Source organism: Streptomyces sp. NPDC005576 (assembly GCF_042871745.1).
Classification (GTDB): Bacteria; Actinomycetota; Actinomycetes; order Streptomycetales; family Streptomycetaceae; genus Streptomyces.
In genome coordinates this window covers 235,963-257,347 of record NZ_JBIAJC010000013.1, presented here as the reverse complement: position 1 = coordinate 257,347, position 21,385 = coordinate 235,963, and the positions used below count along the sequence as shown (strand labels likewise).

At 73.5% G+C, this 21,385-nt stretch carries 20 protein-coding genes; 15 read left to right on the top strand and 5 right to left on the bottom strand.

Annotated features, from left to right (window positions below):
* Positions 1-132: 132 nt before the first annotated feature.
* The 6 genes from ACFYPN_RS24310 (at position 133) to ACFYPN_RS24285 (ending at position 5,409) form a co-directional block, all read left to right on the top strand.
* Positions 133-624 (top strand): TetR/AcrR family transcriptional regulator, encoded by a 492-nt coding sequence (locus ACFYPN_RS24310; RefSeq protein WP_358763657.1) that lies wholly within the window; start codon positions 133-135, stop codon positions 622-624.
* A 231-nt stretch (positions 625-855) separates the two neighbouring features.
* Positions 856-1,848 (top strand): DUF4129 domain-containing protein, encoded by a 993-nt coding sequence (locus ACFYPN_RS24305; protein WP_389300923.1) that lies wholly within the window; start codon positions 856-858, stop codon positions 1,846-1,848.
* Positions 1,845-2,381, top strand: coding sequence for a hypothetical protein (locus ACFYPN_RS24300; RefSeq protein ID WP_358763626.1), 537 nt, complete (start codon positions 1,845-1,847; stop codon positions 2,379-2,381). The genes ACFYPN_RS24305 and ACFYPN_RS24300 overlap by 4 nt, the downstream gene beginning before the upstream one ends.
* Positions 2,382-2,444: 63 nt before the next feature.
* Positions 2,445-3,452, top strand: coding sequence for a MoxR family ATPase (locus tag ACFYPN_RS24295; RefSeq protein WP_358763627.1), 1,008 nt, complete (start codon positions 2,445-2,447; stop codon positions 3,450-3,452).
* Entirely contained in the window at positions 3,449-4,795 is a 1,347-nt protein-coding gene (locus ACFYPN_RS24290; protein ID WP_389300921.1) for a DUF58 domain-containing protein, read from the top strand. Before ACFYPN_RS24295 ends, ACFYPN_RS24290 begins: the two co-directional genes overlap by 4 nt.
* On the top strand, positions 4,792-5,409 hold the full coding sequence (locus ACFYPN_RS24285) for a hypothetical protein (RefSeq protein ID WP_389300919.1): 618 nt from the start codon (positions 4,792-4,794) through the stop codon (positions 5,407-5,409). Before ACFYPN_RS24290 ends, ACFYPN_RS24285 begins: the two co-directional genes overlap by 4 nt.
* 191 nt (positions 5,410-5,600) lie before the next feature.
* Here ACFYPN_RS24285 and ACFYPN_RS24280 read toward each other — a convergent pair whose 3' ends face one another.
* The 5 genes from ACFYPN_RS24280 to ACFYPN_RS24260 all read right to left on the bottom strand — a co-directional run bounded on the left by ACFYPN_RS24280 (position 5,601) and on the right by ACFYPN_RS24260 (position 10,986).
* The gene (locus tag ACFYPN_RS24280) at positions 5,601-6,863 is read right to left on the bottom strand and encodes a DUF6357 family protein (RefSeq protein WP_389300916.1); all 1,263 of its coding nucleotides are present in this window, start codon (positions 6,861-6,863) and stop codon (positions 5,601-5,603) included.
* Positions 6,864-6,954: 91 nt separating this feature from the next.
* Positions 6,955-7,779: an MBL fold metallo-hydrolase gene (locus ACFYPN_RS24275; RefSeq protein ID WP_358763634.1), complete on the bottom strand. Its 825-nt coding sequence runs from the start codon at positions 7,777-7,779 to the stop codon at positions 6,955-6,957.
* Positions 7,780-7,953: 174 nt separating this feature from the next.
* Positions 7,954-8,112 carry a hypothetical protein gene (locus tag ACFYPN_RS24270; RefSeq protein ID WP_358763636.1) on the bottom strand — a complete coding sequence of 53 codons (159 nt, stop codon included), beginning with the start codon at positions 8,110-8,112 and terminating at the stop codon, positions 7,954-7,956.
* A 480-nt stretch (positions 8,113-8,592) separates the two neighbouring features.
* Positions 8,593-9,471 (bottom strand): Rieske 2Fe-2S domain-containing protein, encoded by an 879-nt coding sequence (locus tag ACFYPN_RS24265; RefSeq protein ID WP_358763638.1) that lies wholly within the window; start codon positions 9,469-9,471, stop codon positions 8,593-8,595.
* A gap of 225 nt (positions 9,472-9,696) precedes the next feature.
* Positions 9,697-10,986 (bottom strand): MFS transporter, encoded by a 1,290-nt coding sequence (locus tag ACFYPN_RS24260; RefSeq protein WP_389300913.1) that lies wholly within the window; start codon positions 10,984-10,986, stop codon positions 9,697-9,699.
* Positions 10,987-11,778: 792 nt separating this feature from the next.
* On the opposite strand from ACFYPN_RS24260, the gene ACFYPN_RS24255 reads away from it, so the two are divergent.
* The 9 genes from ACFYPN_RS24255 to rfaE2 are packed head-to-tail and all read left to right on the top strand — an operon-like array spanning position 11,779 to position 21,385.
* Positions 11,779-12,783 carry an NAD-dependent epimerase/dehydratase family protein gene (locus ACFYPN_RS24255; RefSeq protein WP_389300910.1) on the top strand — a complete coding sequence of 335 codons (1,005 nt, stop codon included), beginning with the start codon at positions 11,779-11,781 and terminating at the stop codon, positions 12,781-12,783.
* An 11-nt stretch (positions 12,784-12,794) separates the two neighbouring features.
* On the top strand, positions 12,795-14,429 hold the full coding sequence (locus ACFYPN_RS24250) for a carbamoyltransferase (RefSeq protein WP_389300907.1): 1,635 nt from the start codon (positions 12,795-12,797) through the stop codon (positions 14,427-14,429).
* Positions 14,426-15,484, top strand: a complete 1,059-nt coding sequence (locus ACFYPN_RS24245) for a glycosyltransferase family 2 protein (RefSeq protein ID WP_389300904.1) — start codon at positions 14,426-14,428, stop codon at positions 15,482-15,484. The genes ACFYPN_RS24250 and ACFYPN_RS24245 overlap by 4 nt, the downstream gene beginning before the upstream one ends.
* Positions 15,481-16,125: an HAD family hydrolase gene (locus ACFYPN_RS24240; RefSeq protein ID WP_358763646.1), complete on the top strand. Its 645-nt coding sequence runs from the start codon at positions 15,481-15,483 to the stop codon at positions 16,123-16,125. Before ACFYPN_RS24245 ends, ACFYPN_RS24240 begins: the two co-directional genes overlap by 4 nt.
* Positions 16,122-17,129: a glycosyltransferase family 9 protein gene (locus ACFYPN_RS24235; protein WP_389300901.1), complete on the top strand. Its 1,008-nt coding sequence runs from the start codon at positions 16,122-16,124 to the stop codon at positions 17,127-17,129. Before ACFYPN_RS24240 ends, ACFYPN_RS24235 begins: the two co-directional genes overlap by 4 nt.
* Positions 17,126-18,088: a glycosyltransferase gene (locus ACFYPN_RS24230; protein ID WP_358763650.1), complete on the top strand. Its 963-nt coding sequence runs from the start codon at positions 17,126-17,128 to the stop codon at positions 18,086-18,088. The genes ACFYPN_RS24235 and ACFYPN_RS24230 overlap by 4 nt, the downstream gene beginning before the upstream one ends.
* The gene (locus ACFYPN_RS24225; protein WP_389300898.1) at positions 18,085-19,326 is read left to right on the top strand and encodes a glycosyltransferase; all 1,242 of its coding nucleotides are present in this window, start codon (positions 18,085-18,087) and stop codon (positions 19,324-19,326) included. The genes ACFYPN_RS24230 and ACFYPN_RS24225 overlap by 4 nt, the downstream gene beginning before the upstream one ends.
* Complete coding sequence (locus tag ACFYPN_RS24220; RefSeq protein ID WP_389300896.1) at positions 19,323-19,955, top strand: SIS domain-containing protein; 633 nt, start codon at positions 19,323-19,325, stop codon at positions 19,953-19,955. The genes ACFYPN_RS24225 and ACFYPN_RS24220 overlap by 4 nt, the downstream gene beginning before the upstream one ends.
* Positions 19,952-21,385 (top strand): D-glycero-beta-D-manno-heptose 1-phosphate adenylyltransferase, encoded by a 1,434-nt coding sequence (gene rfaE2, locus ACFYPN_RS24215; RefSeq protein ID WP_358763655.1) that lies wholly within the window; start codon positions 19,952-19,954, stop codon positions 21,383-21,385. The genes ACFYPN_RS24220 and rfaE2 overlap by 4 nt, the downstream gene beginning before the upstream one ends.

Below are 21,385 nucleotides of genomic sequence, written 5' to 3'. Positions count from 1 at the left end.
GTAGCGCTTCATAAAGAGAGTTCTACGTGGGCGTTGCACTAAGCCACCTATCCACCTCATCAGCGGTACGGTGACGGGGTGAGAGCCGATGCAGCGCGCAACCTGGAAACAGTCCTGACCACCGGAGCCCGCATGCTCGCCGACGATCCGGGTGTGAGCATCGCGAGCATCGCCCGCGAGGCAGGGGTGGACCGGCGCACCGTCTACCGGCGGTTCGCCTCCCGCGAGGAACTGCTCGCAGCCGTCTACGAGTGCCGGCTCGAAGCCGTCGAACGGGCCATCGCGAACGCCAGGCTCCGCGAGGCCCCCGTCGCCGTCGCCCTGCACCGCTACGTGGAGAACATCATCGGAGTCAATCGGACCTGGCCCGTGGAGCGGACCCGCATGCTCGCCGACGACGCAATCCGCGCACGGCGGGACGCGTCGAGCCGGAACGTGGACACCTTTCTCCGGCGCGCCGTCGACGAGGGACTGCTCCGCCCCGGCGCACCGGAGGGGTGGGCCGGCGCGCTGCTGCCCCAACTCATGCATCTCGTGGCCCGGCAGATGCCCGGCCTGACCGCCGCGCAGGCGGCCGACGTCGTGGTCGACACCTTCCTGCACGGGCTGGGAGCGACGGCCTGACCCGAGCGGCACTCGCCCGCGCCGCCGAGGAGGTGTCCCGCGGTCCCGCAGGCCGCGAATCGCCTCTCCGGGCTGCTCCGGCCGCGGTCACGGGAATCGCGGGACCGGCGGCCGCGCACCGGCGACATCACGTAGACGGCGGAGCATGGAGGATTCCCTCATCGCCGCCCCAACAGAACTCCGCTGACTCGCCGTCGACCGGTGTGCAAAGCTGTCGATCACACGAGAGGGGTGGGGGCGCTGGTGCGGGGGCGTACGACGGCCGGGCGACGGCGGCGCAGCGCGATCGGTGCCGCGCAGACCGCGTTGACGGTGCTGATGGTGGGCGGACTGGTCCTGGGAACACTGCTGCTCCACCCCGACACGGGCTTGTGGACCAAGGGTCGCGGGCCACTCGGCGGCAATTCGGTCCTGGTGGTCGGGCTCGCCCTGCTGTCACTCGCCGGCGGCTTCACGCTGCGCGAGAAGTACCGCGACCAGGTCGACGCCGCGGCCAGGGAACTCGACCCAGTGGGGCAACGCTTGGTCGACGGTGTGAGGCACGTCCTGCTGGCCGCGTCGCTGGCCGTTCCGCTGCTCGTCCTGGTCCTGCACCGGTTCGGTTCGCCCGGCAGCAGTCAGGGGGGCGGCCACGGGCCGGCGCAGCGCCCCGCTCCGCAACAGGACCCGGTACCCGCCCTGCCCACCGCGCAGCCTGCCGGGCACGGCGGCCACTCCACGCACTTCGGGCCGGTGCGCGTCCTGCTCGGTCTCGGCATGGTCCTCCTCCTCGTGGTCGTCGTGTTCGCCGGGCTGCGCCTGTGGCGCCGACTGACCCGCCTGCCGCCCGCGCCCGAGGCCCCGGCGACGTACGCGACGCTCGACGACGAGCAGGACCGCCTGGCCCGGGCCGTGAACTCCGGGCGCCGCGCCCTGCTGGACGGAACCGACGCCCGTGCAGCCGTCATCGCCTGTTACGCCGCCATGGTGGAGTCGCTCGCCGACTCGGGCGTGACCCGGCGCGCCTCGGACAGCCCGCAGGACCTGCTGGAGCGGGCCGTCGCCGACGGCTTGCCCACGGAGGCGGCCGCCTCAGCGCTCACCGGACTCTTCCGCGAAGCCCGTTACTCCACTCACCCGATGGACGGCAGCCACCGCGACCGGGCCGCGGCAGCGCTCGCCGAGATCGCGGAGGGTCTGCGGTCGCGACCCTCCGGACCCGAAGCCGTGACAGGTGCCTCATGAAGACGCCTGCCCGAATCCAGGCCCTCGTCAACTCCTTTTCGTCCAAGCCCGGTTCGGTACGCCACTCACTGGTCGTACTGGGAACCGCCGCGGTCGCGGCCGAAGTGCTGCTCGCCCTGACGGACGGTGTCGCCGCGGCTGCCACCGGCCTCGCCCTCATCACGGCGGCCGCGCTGGGCCTGGGGCGCTATGCCGCGGGCGGCGCCGCCCAGGACAGCAGCCATCGCGGGCCGGAGCGTCTGATGGCCGGCCGCGCCCCGGCGCTCGGCGAGTGGCAGCGCATCGTGGCCAAGACTCTGGCGGACGACGGCGAAACGCACCTCGCGATCGTCATGCGACCGCAGTTGCAGCGGCTGTTCGCCGCCCGGCTGTCCGAACGGCACGGCGTGGCGATGTACCGGAACCCGCAACGGGCCCGGGCGCTGGTCGGAACCGAGCTGTGGCCGTGGATCGATCCCGGGGAGACCACTCCGCAGCCCACTCTCCCGGAGCCCGTCCTGCGCTCCCTGCTCGACCGCCTGGAAGCCTTGTGACCCGTCGCGCTGCCGCCGACCCCCGCAGCCCGCATCCCGACCCCGCTCCGTGAGGAACCCACCGTGACCAGCCCGCAATCCACTCCGGAACACCGCGCTCTGACGCCCCGACAGGCGGGTGAAAGGGCCGCGGCCGTGCTCGACGAGATCCGCAAGGCCGTGGTGGGCAAGCCGGAACCACTGGCGCTGGTGATGCTCGGCATCCTCGCCGGCGGCCATGTCCTCATCGAGGACCTGCCGGGACTCGGGAAGACGCTGCTGGCACGCTCGTTCGCCGCAACCCTCGGCCTGGACTTCCGCCGCATCCAGTTCACCCCCGACCTGCTGCCCTCCGACGTCACCGGAGCCTCCTTCTACGACCAACGGACCGCAGACATGGTCTTCCGGCCCGGTCCGGTCTTCACCCACCTGCTGCTCGCCGACGAGATCAACCGCACCCCGCCCAAGACCCAGGCGGCGTTGCTGGAGGCGATGGCCGAGTCCCAGGTGTCCATCGACGGAAGCACCCGGTCGCTGCCGGAGCCCTTCGTGGTCGTCGCCACCGCCAACCCCATCGAGTACGAGGGCACCTACTCCCTGCCCGAGGCCCAGCTCGACCGGTTCCTGCTGCGGGTTCGTATGGGCTATCTGGCGGCGTCGGAGGAAGCGGGCATGCTGCGCGCGCGGGTCGACCGGGCGGTACCCGAGGCGGTGCTGCGCACACTCAGCAGTCCGGGGGAGGTGCTCGCCATGCGGGCCGCCGTCGAGGGCGTCGAGGTGGACGACGACCTGCTGGAGTACGTCGTCGCACTGGTCCGGGCCACCCGGGCCCACCCGCACATCCAAGTCGGCGCTTCTCCGCGCGGCGGCCTGGCCCTGGTGCAACTGGCACGCGCCCGTGCCGTCCTGGACCTTCGGGACTACGTCACCCCGGAGGACATCAAGTCCGTGGCGGTGCCGGCCCTCGCGCACCGCGTCACCCTCAAGCCGGAGCTGTGGGTCCGGCAGATCGACGCCGACGACGTGGTGCGCGAGATCGTGCAGTCCGTGCACGCCCCGCAGACCCTGCCGCGCACGCCGATCGCCTCATGACGGCGCCCGTGCGGGCCCGTGGCGCGGCCGCCGCTGTGCAACGGGCCCTGGGCGGCCGCCCCGACGTGGCCGCGCAACCCCCGCCGCCACCCCCGTTCGGCTGGCGCGCCGGTGAACGCGCCCTGCGCCTGGGCACGTTGGCCGTCGTCGCGCTGGTCGCCGCGCTCGTCACCGGGCACGCCTGGGTACTTGCCCTCGCCGCCGGCCCCCTGGTGCTGCTCGCCCTCGCCCTGCCGGGCGGCCCGCTTCCGGATGCGGTGAGGGCCGAGGTGGAGGCGGAGCCCCGGCGATGTTTCGAGGGCGAACAGGTGACGGTGCGCATCGCGGTGGCCTACGACGGTGAGCCCGGGCGCCTCGACCCCGGCGTCACCCTGGGGCACGGGGTCCGGCTCGACCACCTCGCGGTAGGACCGCACCGCGTCGAACTCGTCCTGACCGCACAGCGGTGGGGCCGCTGGACGCTCGGCACGGTCGACGTAGACGTGTACGACCGCGGCGGAGTGGCCCGGCGCACCGTGCGGGCCGATCTCGGTGAGATCGCCGTCTTTCCGCTGCCCGGACACGCCGGCCTCACGCCGATCCCGGTCCGGCTGCCGCAACGGCTCGGCGAGCACACCGCCAGTCAACGCGGCGAGGGCGGCGAGGTCACCGGTGTGCACCCGTACGTACGCGGCGAACGGCAGCGGCGCATCCACTGGCCGGCCACCACCCGCCGAGGCACCCTCCAGGTCCACCAGTTCGCCGCGGAGCGCGCCGCCGACACCGTGGTGCTGCTGGACGTGCTCGCCGACGTGGTCGACCCGGCCACCGGCGCGTCCTCGCTCGACGACACCTTCCGGGCCGCCGCCGGACTGGTCCGCGCCTACCTGCGCACCCACGACCGGGTCGGCGTCGTCTCGATCGGTGGCGCGACCCGCTGGCTGCAACCGGGCAGCGGCCAGGGGTACTTCTACCGCATCGTCGAGAGTGTGCTGGAGGTCCGCAAGGACCTCGCCCACCGCAACGAGGGGCTCAGCCTGCTCGCACCGCCCGCGTTGCCCGAAGGGGCGCTGGTGTACGTCATCACGCCACTGACCCACCAGCGGATTCTCGACATCCTGCACCAGGTGCGCGGACGGACCAACCCGATGGTCGTGGTCGAGATCCCTACGGGCGGGCCGGTGGTCGAACCGGGCGACACCGAGGGCGAACTCGCGCTGCGACTCTGGCGGGCCGACCGCGACGCCATGCGTTTCGCCCTGGTGGAACGCGGCATCGCGGTCGTCGCCCACCGGCCCGGCGAGACCCTCGACCTCGCCCTCGCGCCGCTGCTGCGCACCCGCATCCACGGGGGGACCCGATGACCACCGCCTCCACCCGGAGCGCCCGGCAGACTCCGTCTCCGGCCGAAAGTCGCGCCGCCCGGCTCCTCGCACGCCTCACCTCCCGCATCACCGACCGCTTGCTCGGAACGGCCCTCGCCCTCGCCGCCTGCAACCCGCCGGTCGCCCTGCACGCACCGCCGCTGGTCGGAGTGCTGGTCCTGGGGGCGGCGACGGCCGCGTGGTGGGCCGCCCCGATGGTCGACGCACGCCCCGTCCTGACCTCCATGCGCTGGCGGACCATCGCGGCCCGCCGCAGGACGACCGTGCTGCCGGCCGCGGCGATCGCGGTCGCCGCGGTCACCGACCCCGCGGTCTGGCTGGTCGTCTGCATCGCCGCCCTGCTCCTCGCCTACCTGCTCGTCACCGACGCGTGGACGGCCGGTGTCACCGCCCCGCCCGGCCGCCCGCAGGCGACACCCGCAGTGGCCGCCGCCGCCGCGACCGCGGTGGTACTGCTGGCCGCCCAAGCGCCGGTCTCGAGCACCTCATGGGCGCGGCTGCCCGCCTCGCTCGCCGTCGCCGCGACCATCGTCTGCCCGGTACTGGCGCTCCGCGCCCGTACCGGCGCCCCGGCTGACCGCCGACGCCACTGACAGGTCCGGCCGGACGAGGCCCACCAACGACATGGACGGCTACTTCACGAACCGCGGAGAGCCCGTTCCCGACTGCCCCGACTGGAGTCTGGTCGCCGGCATGTTGAGAGCTGCCCGCTCCTACGAGTAGGCCTCACCGCGCCGGTACACGAGCGGCCGTCCGACGGCGCGTGAGACGGCTCCCGCCGGGTCTACTCGGCATCGCGACGCCGGCGCGCGCGCTCCAGCTCAGCGGCGTCCGACATCCATGAGCCGTGCCGTTCGAGTGCGGCGCAGCCGCCGCGGACGAAGGCGCTCACCAGGGTTCGGTATCCGCCGATCCCGTCGACCAGGCTGTACTCGACCCGGTACTCCGTATCCGCCCCGCCTCCGCCCGCGCCGACCGTCGTGACCCGGGCGACGGAGTCCGCGTAGAAGTGGAGCTGGATCCCTTCGCCCATCTCCTCGTCCTCGATGGTGAACACTTCGTTGTCCGCGGCGGAACGGTCGCCGACGAACTCCCAGAACTCCGCGGTGGCTGTGCGGGATTGGTCCGAGCGCCACTTCCTCCCGACGTCCTTGTCGTCGGTGAACGACAGAGCCGTCTTCCTCGCACTCCCGCCGACGTCGGCGCGGTCGCCGGCAGCCTCCTCGTCCTCCTCCACGGGTGTGTTCCTGGAGCGGTCCGCGGCCTCCGAGCACAACAGGAAGCTCACGGTGCGTACCGCGTCGTCGACGAGTTCAGGGTGTGCACGGCGCACGGCCGCCTCGACCGCCGTCGCCATCCGGTCCCAGTCGCGCTTGTCCGTGGCGCGCTTTCCCCGTCGCGGATCGCGTCCGATCCGCATTCCCGCGCACGCCCGCTCCGCGGTGGTGATCACTCGCATGACCTCGGGCAGCAGCGTGGCCTCGACGGCTGCGGGTATCCGCCTCGGAACCGTCGCACCGTGCAGATACTGGCCCGTGTACCTCAGCAGGGCGCTGTCGAGCGGACCGAGTACTGCTCCGCGCTCCGCGCGACGCCGGTTCGCGTGGTGCTTCCGTGCCCGCTTCTCGTCGGGCGTCTCGGTCGCCGAGCGCAGCGCCGCGCAGACCTGACCGCGATCGAGCGCATCGATGTCGGCTCCGTGGGCGATGAGCCGATCCCTGTCCCACTCGATGCGCCGGAAGAGCGCGTCGACGTCCGCGGGCGCGGAGAGGAGGATCGGGTCCAGGAGCGCGACGGCGGCAGTCTCGTCGAGCGGGCCACGGCTTCCGGCGGCGTCGCACAGGGGGAGGACCGCACTCCACAGCAGCAGGTGTCTGGCCAGGTCCTCCTGGACCACCGCGGCGTGGGCTTCCCCGATCGGAAAGGTGAACGTGCGAGGTTCATGGTTGGCGTCCGCCCCGGCGCCGAGCATCAGCTTCAGCTCACCGTCCTCGCGGATCACGTTCGGTATCCAGCCGCTCCTGCGTGTGAAAACGATGTCTCCCATGGGGGCGATCCTCCCACCGGGCGAGACGGGAGCGACCTGCCTGCCACGCGCTCGTCCGGTGCCGATCCCGACCGGCGGGATCTGCTTCACCTCACCCGGGCTCCTCCCACGTGACGTGTTCGCCCCGGGCGCAGTGCACCACCCTGTCCGCGAATCCCTGCCTGACGGATTCGGCCAGGAAGTCCGAGAGCGGGGACCGCATCACTCCGTACTCCTCGTAGTGGACGGGCAGTACCTTGCGGGGCTGTAGCGTTTGTACGAGTTCGGCCCCCTGCCGCGCGTCCATGGTCACCAGGAGACCGCCCGGCAGGGTCGTCCCGCCGAGGTGGAGAACCGCCAGAGGCACGCGGGGGTAGCGGCGCGCGATCTCCTGGATGCCCGGAAACATCAGGGTGTCCCCGGTGACGTAGAGGCGCTGAACCGGTTCCCGCTCCACCGCGCCGAACTCCCACATGCTTCCCATGACCGGTGGCAGCAGCCGGTGGGCGCCCTTCGGTCCGTGTCGGCCGGGGAGGGCGGTCACGCGCACCTGCCGTCCCGCGCGGACCACCGTCTGGGACTGCCAGGTTCTCAGCCCCACGGCGCGGGAGAAGCCGTGCAGACCCTGCAGACGGCGCGAGGCGTGGGGCGTGGTGAGGATCGGAAGGTCTCTGGGCAGTCCTCTTCGGGCCCGCCGGTCCCAGTGGTCGCCGTGCAGGTGGGACAGTACGACCGCGTCCAGGTCCGGAAGGTCGGACAGCTCCATCGCGGGATCGCGCAACCGACGGGACGACAGTCCGTTGCCGAGGTACGCCCTCTCCCCGCGGTGCAGGAAGTTCGGATCGGTGAGCAGGGCGAGGGGGCCGTACCTCACGAGGAGAGTGGCGTTGCCGATGAACGTGATGTCCACTTGGTCCGCCGACGGGATGCCGGGCATGGGGCCACCTCCTGCGGTCGCGGTGGGATCGGGGTCGGACACGGGACACGGAGCCGCCCCTCTCCGGGCGCTCCGGAGCGGTCCCCGCTGCCACACCCCGGCCGGGGAGAAGGCCGACGCCGACTGCTTGCCGGGGCGGCCACCCTCGGCGGGGCCGGGGATCCGATCCCGTGATCAGTCGTTTCCGTTGCTCCCCGGGTCCTCGCTCTCGTCATCGTCCCTCTCACCTTCTGCCTGGGAGGGCGTGGCGCGGGTGGGGTCCGGCTGCACCGAACCGTCAGCGGTTTCGTCGTCGCGTTCGCCTTCGGCCTGACTGGGAGTGTTCCCGCTCATCTTGTTCTCCTTCGTGTCGCCGTCGATCGGCGTGGGAGGGGAGGTGGGGACGGGCTGTCCGCCGCTGTTCGCCTCTTTTGGCGGTGCGACAGCCGGAGGAGAGGAGGAGCGCGGGGCGCCGGGCCGCGATCACGTCATCGGCACACGGCCGGAAGCGGCGATGCCCGCAGCGCCGAGGAACGCGAGAGAGCACGCCTCACCGGCCCCCGCCTACGTACGGCCGGTGCACCACGACTGGTGTCCTCCCCGTCCTTTCCAGCCTGCACCCCATGACCGTGACCAGCGAGCCGGCACGCCTGACGGGCCCGATGCGGTGGGGCCCCGTTCCGCACGATGTCGGGAGGCGACAGGAAGAGGACGTACGGAAGGGGCCGGAGAATGCCGGCCCGTCCGACACGTCGTCCGTCCCGGTGCCCGGCGGCCCGCCCCGGCCGGGAGGAACGGCCGAGCACCGGTATGCGGACCGTGTCCGGACACGGGCTACCCGACGCCCGGAACCGGACCGGCGCCGGGTGCGTCGTCGACTTCCTGGCCGCGCAGCCGCGCCTCCACCCGCCCCTCGACGATCCGCGTGTCGAAGGCCGGCTGCGGCGCGGTCGCCGGTCCTTTGACGTTCCAGCCGTCGGAAAGGCGGAAGACACTGCCGTGCCACGGGCAACGTACGCACCCGTCCTCGACCTCACCGTCGGACAGCGGGCCCCCCATATGGCTGCACATGTCGGCGAGCGCGTGCACCTGTCCACCCGTCTCCCGCACCATCACGACGGGCACATTGTCGACGAACCGGCGCACGGCCTCGCCGACCGGGAAGTCGGCGACCGCACCGACCTCGTGCCACCCCGGCTGCACCAGGTCCTGCACCGCGTCGGCATGGTTTGCCCCCGAAGCCTGCCGGTAGGCCAAGTGGCCTCCGATCGCCCCGCCGACGCTCACCACGGACAGACCCGCGAACCCCAGCGCCTTGCCGAGCGCGGTGCGCCCCCGTACCCGGGCGGTGAACGATCCGGCGTACAGCGCGACGGCCGTGATGTTCGCCGCCGCGTGCACGAACCCGACGCGACGCTGGCGGCTCTGCAGCTCCGCCCAGTCCACCCAGCCCGCCAGAGCTGCCGGGCCCGCGGTACCGAGGCCGACCCCGATCAGGGCGCAGGCCGCCCTGCGCTGGCCGGGAAGGAGGTCGAGTACCGCCGCGGAGAGCCAGCTGCCGAGCGGCACCTGTACCAGCAGGGGATGTACGGGATGGCCCAGCCAGCGGCCGTGCAGCACGTCGCGCAGGGAGCCCAGCGGCAGCGCCCGGACCTTCTCCTGGACCAGGTCGACGGGACCATCGAGGGCGGTGGTGCGCTCCAGACGGCCCATGGCCCGGAGGATCGCACCCTCCCCCGGGGACGAGGGCCGCAGGAGCTTCGTCGCTCGCTCCGCCGTCCTGTGCGTGGCGGTGCGGCTGGCGGTATCCGACTTTTCTTTCATGGGTGCCAGGTATCCATTCGACCGCACCGGAAACGGCCCCGCCCGGTTGTCAGGCGATTGCCTGACCGACACACCCCGGCGGCTGCACCGGACCCGTGTCTCCAGCCTCTCGGGTCAGAACGCCTGGGAGGGCTGGGGAAGGGCTGCCCGGGGGATCGTCGCCGCCGCGGGCACGGGGGCGGGTGCGTGGACAACCCTGTCCCGGGTGAGAGCGCCGTGGCGGAGCCCACCGCAGGCGATGGCGGCGGCGATCAGCAGTCCGCCGGACACGAGGGCCGTGCGGGCGCCCGCGAACTCCATCAGCAGGCCCAGCAGCGGCGGCCCGGCCAGCCCCCACGCCGTTCCAGCGCTCCGCCAGACGCCCAGGACCCTGCCGCGCATCTCCGGCGACGGCTCCGTCTGCAGCACCGTCGCACCCGCCGTGTCGGAGACGGACTCCACGACGGCCATGGGGATGACCACCAGTACGAGGACCACGAGCCCGGGGGACATGCCGGCCGCCGCTTGCAGCAGCCCTCCGCAGGCGGCCATGGCGCCCACGAGCCGGACGGTCGGATTGAGCAGCCGGCCGGCCAGGAGCGCGCCGAGGACACCTCCGACGGCGAGCACCGTGGACACCAGGCCGAAGTCGCTCTCCCGGGCGTGCATCGGCCCGATCACGAGGACGGCCAGGGTCAACTGGTAATTGCGCCCGAAGACGGAGCTGAGTCCGGTGATCCCCGCCAGCGCCATCAGCCGGGGGCGGCTCACGAAGTAGCTCAGTCCGGCACGGGCGCCCGCGGGCACCACGTCGTTCCGGGCGGGGCGGGTGCCCTCCGGGGTGGTGGGGACCTGCTTCTGCCGCTCCGGTCCGGAGGGTGCGGCCGGCTTGAGCGTGGGAATGATCGCCGCGACGAACAGGAAGGAGATCCCGTTCGCCAGGTAGGCCGACGACGGACCCAGCATGCCGACCGCCACGGCGGCCAGCGCCGTCCCCGTGAGCCTGCCCGCACTGTGCACCATCGAGCCCAGCGCGATGGCCGACGGGACGTCCTTCTCCGGCACCAGGTCGTTGCCCAGCAGCGCCGTGGCGGGCCCGTCGATGGTGTTCACGACGCCGGTGACGGCGGCGAGGAGGAGCAGGACGGGCATGCTGAGCAGGTCGAAGCCGATCAGGGCCGCCGTGGAGAAGGCGACCAGCCCGAGTACCCCCTGGCTCACCGCCGCGGTGACCTTGCGGGGCCACCGGTCGACGGCCGCGCCCCCGACGACGCCGAGCAGCAGCCCCGGTGCCGCCTGCACCGCCAGCGAGAGGCCGGTGGCGGCGGCGGAGCCCGTGACCTGGAGAACCAGCAGGTTCTGCACGGTCAACTGCATCCACGTACCCGTGTTGGACACCAGGTTGGCCACGGACCAGCGGCGCATGCTCGGGGTACGCAGACATCGCCAGGGACTGCCTCCGGCGCGCTTCCGGTGCGGTGCGGGGGCGGCGGAACGGCGTGCGAAGGGGCGTGCGAGGGGGCGACCGGTGGCGGCCGACGGGACGTGATCATGGGGCGCGGGCACAGCGCAGCACCTCTCGGAGGGGGCCGGGAGCAAGACGCACGGCGCCCCCTGCGGAGCGGCTGATGAGGTCCTGGATGCCGGGAGGGCGGGGACCCTCGGGGGGTCGAGCCAGCCGTCCGGCGCACTTCATCTTCACAAACGCTTCCCCGTGCGGGGAAACCCACCGGTCGGACGGCTGCCCGCACCGACCGCCTTGCCGCCCCAACTCCGGTGTCCGGCACGGCACTCGGGAACCCGGTGTCGTTCCTCACACGGCGTCTTCGGGCCCCGGTGCCGACCCCTGACCGAAAGTGACGCCGACGCTCCCGCGGGGCGGAGGCAGGGACGTGCGCGGGTCCAGGGCGGAGTGCGCCCGGGCGGGGGCGGGACACCCGAACGGCGCAGGGGGCCGCCTGCGGAGGGAGCGAACGGAGGGTCACCGAAGGTCACCGCACCGTCTCCGCAGCCAACCGAGGGGTAACCGCTGCGGCCCCGCCACGGAGCAGCCCCGGGAAGGCCCGTGGCGTGCGGCGACGGGGACCGTACGCGTCGCGGACCGCCCTTCCCGGCGCCTGCCGCGGGGTGTGACCCGAGATGCGGAGGAACCGTACTCCGACAGGATCCAGGTGTGGGGACGCGTTCCCTCGTCCCACCGGAAGGGAGAGTCAGCACATGGCGCCTTCGGTAACTGAGCCGATGCCCTGGCGGCGTGCCGCGGTGACCGGCGGAGCCGGATTCCTCGGTTCGCATCTGTGCGAGCGCCTGCTGGACGGTGGGGTCGAGGTGGACTGCGCGGACAACCTCTCGTCCGGGTCCGCAGCGAACGTGGCCCACCTCGCAGGGCGGCAGGGATTCCGGTTCCTGGACGTCGACGTCTCGGATCCCTCCTGCGCACGGAAGCTGGCCGGCCCCTACGACCTCGTGCTGCACTTCGCGTGCCCGGCGTCCCCCGCGGACTACCTGCGGATGCCGCTGGAGACCCTGGACGTCGGCAGCCTCGGCACCCGCAACGTGCTCGGCATCGCCGCCCGGGACCGGGCGAGACTCCTGCTGGCGTCCACGTCCGAGGTGTACGGCGACCCGCTGGAACACCCCCAGCGGGAGGACTACTGGGGCAACGTCAACCCGGTCGGGCCGCGCAGCGTCTACGACGAGTCGAAGCGGTTCTCCGAGGCCCTCGTCACCGCCCACGCGGGCACCCTGGGGACCGACGCCGGCATCGTCCGGCTCTTCAACACCTACGGTCCGCGCATGCGCGCCCATGACGGACGGGCCGTTCCCACCTTCATCTGCCAGGCGCTCGCCGGTGAACCGCTGACGATCGCCGGGGACGGCAGCCAGACCAGGTCGCTGTGTTACGTCGACGACACGCTCGACGGTGTCCTGCGCGTCGCCGCCAGCAAGTCCGTGCGGCCCGTCAACATCGGCGGCAGCGACGAGACGACCGTCCGGGAGATCGCCCGGCGGATCGTCAAGCTGACCAGCTCCGCCTCCCGGATCGACTACATCGACCGTCCGGTCGACGACCCCGAACGGCGTCGGCCCGACACCACCCTCGTGCGCGAGATGTTCGGCTGGGAGCCGCGGGTGTCCTGGGAAGAGGGGCTGGAGCGCACCATCGCGTACTTCTCCGCGCTGCCCGTCACCCGGGACAACCACCCGGCCGGGAACCTCTGAGGAGCGTGCCCATGCGTGTGCTCGGAATCAACGCCCTGTTCCACGATCCGTCCGCGGCCCTGGTGATCGACGGCCGTATCGTTGCCGCCACCGAGGAGGAACGCTTCAGCAGGCGCAAGCACGGCAAGCGCCCCCTGCCCTTCTCGGCCTGGGAACTCCCGGAGCTCTCCGCCCGCTGGTGCCTGGAGAGCGCCGGACTCACCCCGGCCGATCTGGACGCGGTCGCGTACGCGTACGATCCCGGCCTCGCTCTGCCGGCCGAGCGGATGGGACTCGACGACCCCTGGGACCACCTGCGCCAGGAGTACGCCCGGCGCGCCCCCGCGTTCCTGGCCGAGGCGCTGCCCGGTCTCGACCCGGACAAGGTGCGCTTCGTCGCCCACCACGTCGCGCACGCCGCGTCGGCCGGGCTCGCCGGCCCGCTGGGCGACTGCGCGGTACTGGTCCTCGACGGACGGGGCGAGTGCGCCTCGCAGCTCGCGGGCCAGTACACCGGCGGCCGACTGGTCGAGCTCGGCACGCAGCGGCTGCCCCACTCGCTGGGCCTGTTCTACGAGGACCTGACCGATCACCTCGGTTTCCTGCGCAGCAGTGACGAGTTCAAGGTGATGGCCCTGGCCTCGTACGGGAAGCCCCGGTTCGCGGAGCGGATCGCGGAGCGGGTCCACGGAGCGGGCGACGGAGGATTCCGTGCCGCAGGGGTGGAGTGGAGCCGCTTCGCTCCGCGCAGAGAGCCCGGCGGCCCCTACACCGAGGAGCACGCGAATCTCGCCGCCAGTGCCCAGCGCTGTCTGGAGGAGACGATCCTCGACATCGCCGGCCGGCTCCACGAACGCACCGGTGCGGACCGGTTGGCACTCGCGGGCGGGGTCGCCCTCAACTGTGTGGCCAATACGCGCCTGTACCGGGAGAGCCCTTTCGACCGGATCTGGGTCCAGCCCGCCGCAGGGGACGCCGGAACGGCCCTCGGTGCGGCCCTGCACCTCGCCGCCGAGCAGGGGCCGGTCCTCTCGATGAGTACGGCGGCCCTCGGCCGGGGATGGAGCGACGAGGAGATCCGCCACCTGTTGGAGGCGGCCGCCCTTCCCTTCGAGGAACCCGAGGACGTGGCAGCCGCCGTGGCGGAGGAACTGGCGCAGGACGGCATCGTCGCCTGGTTCCAGGGCCGCAGTGAGTTCGGTCCCCGGGCGCTGGGCCACCGTTCCCTGCTCGCACATCCCGGCCGGGCCGAGAACCTGGAGCGGCTCAACGCGGTGAAGGGGCGCGAGGAATTCCGGCCGGTCGCTCCCATGGTCCTGGCGGAACGGGCGGCCGAACTCTTCGACGGCCCGCTGCCCAGCCCGTACATGCTCTTCGTCCACGACGTCGCCGAGGCGTGGAAGGAGCGCATCCCCGCGGTGGTGCACGTGGACGGCACGGCCAGGATCCAGACCGTCGACAGCGGGGCGGAGCCGCTCGTCGCCAGGATGCTCGCCGCCTTCGAGCGGCGCACCGGACTGCCCGTCGTCGTCAACACCAGCCTGAACACGGCGGGGCGGCCCATGGTCGACCACCCGCGCGAGGCGCTGGAGTGCTTCGGCTCCGCCCCCGTCGACCTGCTGGCCATCGGACCGTTCCTGGTCCGCCGGGCGAAGGCGTTCACATGAGGGCCGGCGACGCGGACTCCAGGACCGGTGACGTGGCTCCGGACACGGAGCCGCCCCACCCGCCCGAGGCGTACTCCGTGGTCATTCCCACCGTCGGACGCCCGTGTCTCGACGACTGCCTCCGGGCCCTGGCCCGGGCTGCCCATCCACCGCCGCAGGAGGTGATCCTGGTGGACGACCGTCCCCGCCCCGACGGCCCGCTGAGCGTCGAGGGCGCCGGTCCGCTCGCCGGCCGCGTCCGGATCCTCGCCACCCACGGCCGGGGGCCGGCGGCGGCCCGCAACGCGGGGCTGCGCGAAGTGGCCGCGCCCTGGGTGGTCTTCCTCGACGACGACGTACGCGTACGGCCCGACTGGGGCGCCCGGCTCGCCGACGACCTGGCAGGTGCCGGGCGGGAGACGGTCGGCGTGCAGGGACGGCTGACCGTACCCCTGCCCGACGACCGCCCGCCCACCGACTGGGAACGCTGCACGGCCGGTCTGGAGGAAGCCGCCTGGGCGACCGCGGACATGGCCTACCGCACCGCGCCGGTGCGCGGGGCGGGTGGCTTCGACGAACGGTTCCCGCGCGCCTTCCGGGAGGACGCCGATCTCGCGCTCCGGATGACGGGGGAGGGCTGGACCCTGACCCGAGGGACCCGCTCCACCTTCCACCCCGTGCGCCCGGCGGACCGCTGGATCTCCGTCCGGGTGCAGCGCGGAAACGCCGACGACGTCCTGATGGGCCGACTGCACGGACCCGGCTGGTGGACCCGGGCCCAGGCTCCGCGGGGCCGTCTGCCCCGCCACGCCGCGGTCACCGCGGCCGGTCTCGCCGCCCCGGCCCTGGCCCTGGCCGGCCGGCGCCGGGCCGCGGGGCTCGCGGCCGCTCTCTGGGCGCTCGGTACCGCCGAGTTCGCGTGGGCCCGGATCGCCCCGGGACCACGCACCGCCTCCGAGATCGCCACCATGACCGTCACGAGCCTGGTGATCCCGCCGCTGGCGGTCGGCCACTGGGCCGCGGGCCAGGTGCGGCACCGGGGCGTGGGCCCCCGGCCCCGGGAAGGTGCCTCATGACCGTCCCCCGCGCGCAGCCCCCGCGCCTCGCGAACGCCGCGCGCAGCCACCGCCCGGCCGCCGTGCTCTTCGACCGGGACGGGACGCTCGTCCACGACGTCCCGTACAACGCCGATCCCGGACGCGTCCGGCCCGTCCCCGGGGCGGCCGAGGCCGTACGCCTCGTGCGTGAGGCGGGACTGCCCACCGGTGTCGTCAGCAACCAGTCCGGCATCGGCCGGGGGCTGCTCTCGCACGAGGACGTCCGGCGCGTCAACGAGCGGGTCGACGAACTGATCGGCCCGCTGGACGTCTGGGTCTACTGCCCGCACCTCGCCGACGCGGGCTGCCCCTGCCGCAAGCCCCGCCCCGGCCTGGTGATCGACGCGGCCGGGCGGCTGGGAGTGCGTGCCGAGGAGTGCGTGGTCGTCGGGGACATCCGGGCGGACGTGCTCGCGGCCAGGGCAGCGGGTGCCGAGGGCATCCTCGTACCCAACGCGGCGACGCTGCCCGAGGAGACCGAGGCCGAGCCGGGGCGGGCTCCCGACCTGCTCACGGCCGTACGACGGGTGCTCGCCCGCCGTCCCGCGACGGAGCTGACCCCGGCTGAGGAGCTTTCCCGCGCCGAGTCGCTCGCCCGGGCCGAGGGGTGGCCGGGATGAACGTACTGGTCGTGCGACTCGACAGCTTCGGCGACGTGCTGCTCGCGGGGCCGGCGGTGCGGGCCGCTGCCACCCGGGCCTCGCGCCTCACCCTGCTCTGCGGCCCCCTCGGCGAACCCGCCGCGCGGATGCTGCCGGGCGTCGACGACGTCATCGTCTGGCAGGCGCCGTGGGAGGGCGTCCGGCCGCCGATGGTCGAGGACGCCGACGTACCCGGACTGGTCGCCGAGGTGCGCGCGGGGGCGTACGACACCGCGCTCGTCCTCACCTCCTTCCACCAGAGCCCGCTCCCCACCGCGCTGCTGCTCCGCCTGGCGGGCGTCGGCAGGATCGGAGCCGACAGCGTCGACCACCCCGGCCAACTGCTCGACGTACGCCATCAGCGGCTGCCGGACCGGCACGAGGCCGAGGCCGGACTGGACCTCGCTCTGGCCATGGGATTCCAGCCCCGGGCGGGGGACGACGGGCGGCTGCGTGTGCTGCCCGTCCCCGACACCGCCACCCTCACCGGCAACGGCCCCTATGTGGTCGTCCACCCCGGGGCGAGCGCGCCGGCCCGGTCGTGGGACGCCGAACGACACGCGGAGGCCGCCCAGTCGCTCGCCGACGCCGGCCACCGGGTCGTGGTCACCGGAGGACCGGCCGAAACGGCCCTGACCCACCTGGTGAGCGGTGACGTCGCGATCGATCTCGGGGGCCGTACCACCCCCCGGACGCTGGCCGGTGTGCTCAGCGGCGCCGACGCGCTCGTCAGCGGCAACACCGGCCCCGCCCACCTGGCGGCCGCGGTCGGAACCCCCGTCGTCTCGCTGTTCGCCCCGGTCGTCCCCGCCTCCCGCTGGGCGCCCTACGGAGTGCCCACCGTGCTCCTCGGCGACCAGCGGGCGGCGTGCGCGGGGACCCGGGCCCGCCACTGCCCGGTCCCCGGCCACCCGTGCCTCGGTGACGTCACCGCCCACGACGTGGTGAGCGCGGTGCGGAAGCTTCTGAAGGAGAGCGCATGAACATCCTCATCTGGCACGTGCACGGCTCGTGGCTGACCTCCTTCGTGCAGGGCCCGCACACCTACCTGGTGCCGGTGACGCCCGACCGCGGACCCGACGGGCTGGGCCGCGCCCGGACCTGGGACTGGCCGTCCTCGGTCCAGGAGCGCACCCCCGAACAGCTGCGCGACAGCCCGATCGACCTCGTCGTCCTGCAGAGACCGCACGAGATCGGACTCGCCCACGCGTGGACGGGCCGCCGTCCGGGACACGACGTCGCCGCCGTGTACGTGGAGCACAACACCCCCCACGGGACCGCCGTCGACACCGCGCACCCGGTCGCCGGCCGGGCGGACATCCCCCTCGTCCACGTCACCCACTTCAACCGGCTGATGTGGGACAACGGCCGCGCCCCCACCTCCGTGATCGAACACGGGATCATCGACCCCGGCCCCCTCTGGACCGGCACCGAGCCGAGAGCCGCCGTCGTCGTCAACGAGCCCGTGCGGCGCCGGCGCACCACCGGTACGGACCTTCTGCCGCGCTTCGCCGAGGCCGCGCCCCTCCACGTGTTCGGCATGGGCACCGAAGGCCTCGCCCACCACCTGGACCTGCCGCCCGCGCTCTGCCGGACCTCCGAACTCCCGCAGAGCCGGCTCCACCCGGCCATGGCCCGCTGCCGGGTGTACCTGCATCCCGTGCGGTGGACCTCACTCGGGCTCTCCCTCCTCGAAGCGATGTTCCTGGGCATGCCCGTCGTCGCCCTGGCGACCACCGAGGTCCGCGAGGCGGTGCCGCCCGACGCGGGGGTGGTCTCCAACCGGCCCGAGGTGCTCAACGACGCCCTGCGGCGCTTCCTCGCGGACTCCGCGTACGCCGAGCGGACAGGCGGCAGGGCGCGCGCCGCGGCGCGCGCCCGGTACGGCGTCCAGCGCTTCCTCGACGACTGGGAACGACTCATGAAAGAGGTCACCCGATGACGCAGCCGAAGCGGAACGCCCGCCGGGTCGCTCTCGTCTCCGAACACGCGAGCCCTCTGGCGGAATTGGGCGGCCCGGACGCGGGTGGCCAGAACGTCTACGTCGCGCAACTGGCCCGAACCCTCGCCCTGCGCGGCCACGACGTCACCGTCTACACCCGCCGGGACGACCCCCGCGCTCCGGAGACGGTCCGGACCCCGCAGGGGGTGAAGGTCGTCCACGTCCCGGCGGGGCCGCCCACGGCCGTGCCCAAGGACGAACTCTTCGCCCACATGCCCGAGTTCGGTGCGCACTTGGCCAGGATGTGGCGGCACCGACGGCCCGACGTCGTCCACGCGCACTTCTGGATGTCCGGACTGGCCGCTCTCACCGGCTCCCGGGACACCGGCATCCCGGTGGTCCAGACGTACCACGCGCTCGGCACCGTGAAGCGCCGGCACCAGGGCACCGAGGACACCAGTCCCCGTGAACGCGTCGGACTGGAGGCACGCATCGGGATCGAAGCCGACGCCGTGATCGCGACCTGCGCCGACGAGGTGAGAGAGCTCGTCGCCATGGGCGTACCGCGCGACCGGATCGACGTCGTGCCCTGCGGGGTCGACACCTCGCACTTCTCACCGAGGCCCGGGGCACGCCGGCCGAAGGGTGCCCCGCGCCGCCTCCTGGCCGTGGGACGGCTCGTTCCGCGGAAGGGTTTCGACCGCGCCATCAGGGCGCTGGCCGAGGTGTCCGACGCCGAACTGCTCATCGCGGGCGGCCCGGAGGCAGAGCTGCTCTTCGCCGACCCGGAGGCCGAGCGGTTGCGCAAGATCGCCTCGGAACACGGCGTTGCCGAACGGGTGCGGATGCTCGGATGCGTACCGCAACATCAGATGCCCGACCTGGTCGCCGGCGCCGACCTGCTCCTCTCCCTGCCCCGCTACGAGCCCTTCGGTATCGCTCCCGTCGAGGCCATGGCCTGCGGGACCCCGGTCGTCGCCACGGCTGTGGGGGGCCAGCTCGACACCGTGGTGGACGGCGTGACGGGCGTACACGTCCCGCCCCTCGACGAGGCGGACCACGACCTGGCCGGGGTCATCCGTTCGCTGCTCGACGATCCCGCCCGCCTCGCCCGTTACGGCGCCGCGGGCCGGACCCACGCACTCGCCCGCTTCACCTGGGACGAGGTGGCCGACGGCGTCGCACGGGTCTACTCCCGGCTCTGTTCCCGCTCCCTGCCCTCGGAGGTGGCACGATGAAGATCATCGCCCCCGGCCAGCACTGTGACGACCTGGCCCGCGCACTCCCCGCTTTCCGCACCACCGCCGCGATCACCGAACGGTGGGGCGCGGCCCTGGCGGGCGTCCTGTCCGACGGCGGCCGGCTCCTCGTCGCGGGCAACGGCGGCAGCGCCGCCCAGGCCCAGCACCTGACCGCCGAACTCGTCGGCCGCTACCGCGACGACCGGCCGGCCTACTCGGCACTCGCCCTGCACGCCGACACCTCCTCGACCACCGCCATCGCCAACGACTACGGCGTCCAGGAGGTGTTCGCCCGCCAGACCTGCGCGCACGGCCGGCCCGGAGACGTGCTCATGCTCCTGTCGACCAGCGGGGCGAGCGCCAACCTCCTGGCCGCGGCGACGGAGGCACGCCGGATCGGCATGGCCGTATGGGCCCTCACCGGCCCCGAGCCCAACCCGCTGGCCGCGTCGAGCGACGAGGCACTGTGCGTCGAGGCCGCGGTCTCCGCGACGGTCCAGGAACTGCATCTCGTCGCCGTCCACATGGTCTGCGAGTCCTTCGACCGGGAGATCGAGGCCCGCGCGGTCCGGGGCGACAGGCCGATGACGGCGAACGGGACGCACGCCGAGGAGGACTTCGCATGACACGCCGCGCCCCCCTGCTGGTCGTGGGCGACGCCCTGCTCGACCGGGACCTCTCGGGCCGCGCCGAGCGCCTCGCCCCCGACGCACCCGTCCCCGTCCTCTCCCGCAACGAGCGGTCCGCGCGCCCGGGCGGGGCGGCACTCGCCGCGTGCCTCGCGGCGGCGGACGGCAGGGAGGTCACCTTCGTCACCGCGCTCGGGGACGACAGCGCCTCCCGCACGGTGAGGGAGATGCTCCGCGACCGGGTCCGTGTCGTGGAGATCCCCCTCACCGGGGCGCTGTCCTGCAAGACCCGGCTGATGGCGGACGGGCGTCCGCTGCTGAGGCTCGACGACGGTGACGGCCGTGCGGCCGCCGCCACCGCGCAGGCGGAAGAGGCCGTCTCCGGGGCGGGGGCCGTCCTGGTGGCGGACTACGGGCGTGGCACCGCGGACCGGCTGCGCGACGCGCTGACCGCGCGGGCCGCGCTGGTACCCCTGGTGTGGGATCCGCACCCGGCGGGCGGCCCGCCCGTCACCGGCACCCGGCTGGCGACCCCGTCGGCCGCCGAGGCCCGGAGCTTCGCCGACCGCGAGACGCCCGGACCGGGGGGCGAAGGGACGGAGAGGACCACCGGGCTGCGGGGCGCGGCCGGTGACGCCCGGCAGCTGCTGGAATCGTGGGACGTCGCCTCGGTCGCCGTGACCCTGGGGGAGGACGGCGCGCTGCTGTCCCAAGGGGGCACGCCGCTGTTGGTGCCGGCCCCCCACCGGGCGTCCGGCGACTGCTGCGGCGCTGGGGACAGGTTCGCGGCCACGGCCGCCGGCCGGCTGGCCGACGGTGAGCTGACCGAGCTCGCCGTTCGCGAGGCGGTCGACGCCGCGACCCGGTTCGTGGCCGACGGCGGAGCGCACGGCGTCATGCGGAGAACCGCCTCCGAGGAACCCGCGAGCGCTCCGGCGGGAGGCGCTTTCGAGGTGGCCCGCCTGGTCCGCGCGCGGGGCGGCACCGTGGTCGCGGCCGGAGGCTGCTTCGATCTGCTCCACGCCGGCCACGTCGAACTCCTCCAGGCGGCCCGCACGGTGGGCGACTGCCTCGTGGTGTGCGTGAACTCGGACGCGTCCGTACGGCGCCGCAAGGGCGGCGGCCGCCCCGTGGTGACGGTCGCCGACCGGGTACGTGTGCTGGAGGCGCTGGACTGCGTCGACGCGGTGGTCGTCTTCGACGAGGACACCCCCGAACGCGTGCTGGGCGAACTGCGGCCCGACGTCTGGGCGAAGGGCGGCGACTACGCGCTCTCCGACCTCCCGGAGGCCGCACTGCTGGAGAGCTGGGGCGGACAGGTCGTCCTCCTGCCCTACCTCGACGGCCGGTCCAGCACCCGGCTGGTGGAACGAGCCTCCCGGACCCCCGCGCCCGGCACCGGCTCGACGACGTCCCCCCGGCGGTGA

Coding starts and splice junctions, on each gene's coding strand:
- rfaE2 (WP_358763655.1), top strand. CDS start 19,952: ATGACACGCCGCGCCCCCCTGCTGGTCGTGGGCGACGCCCTGCTCGAC.
- ACFYPN_RS24230 (WP_358763650.1), top strand. CDS start 17,126: ATGAACATCCTCATCTGGCACGTGCACGGCTCGTGGCTGACCTCCTTC.
- ACFYPN_RS24265 (WP_358763638.1), bottom strand. CDS start 9,471: ATGGGCCGTCTGGAGCGCACCACCGCCCTCGATGGTCCCGTCGACCTG.
- ACFYPN_RS24250 (WP_389300907.1), top strand. CDS start 12,795: ATGCGTGTGCTCGGAATCAACGCCCTGTTCCACGATCCGTCCGCGGCC.
- ACFYPN_RS24275 (WP_358763634.1), bottom strand. CDS start 7,779: ATGCCCGGCATCCCGTCGGCGGACCAAGTGGACATCACGTTCATCGGC.
- ACFYPN_RS24255 (WP_389300910.1), top strand. CDS start 11,779: ATGGCGCCTTCGGTAACTGAGCCGATGCCCTGGCGGCGTGCCGCGGTG.
- ACFYPN_RS24270 (WP_358763636.1), bottom strand. CDS start 8,112: ATGAGCGGGAACACTCCCAGTCAGGCCGAAGGCGAACGCGACGACGAA.
- ACFYPN_RS24240 (WP_358763646.1), top strand. CDS start 15,481: ATGACCGTCCCCCGCGCGCAGCCCCCGCGCCTCGCGAACGCCGCGCGC.
- ACFYPN_RS24300 (WP_358763626.1), top strand. CDS start 1,845: ATGAAGACGCCTGCCCGAATCCAGGCCCTCGTCAACTCCTTTTCGTCC.
- ACFYPN_RS24310 (WP_358763657.1), top strand. CDS start 133: ATGCTCGCCGACGATCCGGGTGTGAGCATCGCGAGCATCGCCCGCGAG.
- ACFYPN_RS24280 (WP_389300916.1), bottom strand. CDS start 6,863: ATGGGAGACATCGTTTTCACACGCAGGAGCGGCTGGATACCGAACGTG.
- ACFYPN_RS24225 (WP_389300898.1), top strand. CDS start 18,085: ATGACGCAGCCGAAGCGGAACGCCCGCCGGGTCGCTCTCGTCTCCGAA.
- ACFYPN_RS24245 (WP_389300904.1), top strand. CDS start 14,426: ATGAGGGCCGGCGACGCGGACTCCAGGACCGGTGACGTGGCTCCGGAC.
- ACFYPN_RS24235 (WP_389300901.1), top strand. CDS start 16,122: ATGAACGTACTGGTCGTGCGACTCGACAGCTTCGGCGACGTGCTGCTC.
- ACFYPN_RS24220 (WP_389300896.1), top strand. CDS start 19,323: ATGAAGATCATCGCCCCCGGCCAGCACTGTGACGACCTGGCCCGCGCA.
- ACFYPN_RS24290 (WP_389300921.1), top strand. CDS start 3,449: ATGACGGCGCCCGTGCGGGCCCGTGGCGCGGCCGCCGCTGTGCAACGG.
- ACFYPN_RS24285 (WP_389300919.1), top strand. CDS start 4,792: ATGACCACCGCCTCCACCCGGAGCGCCCGGCAGACTCCGTCTCCGGCC.
- ACFYPN_RS24260 (WP_389300913.1), bottom strand. CDS start 10,986: ATGCGCCGCTGGTCCGTGGCCAACCTGGTGTCCAACACGGGTACGTGG.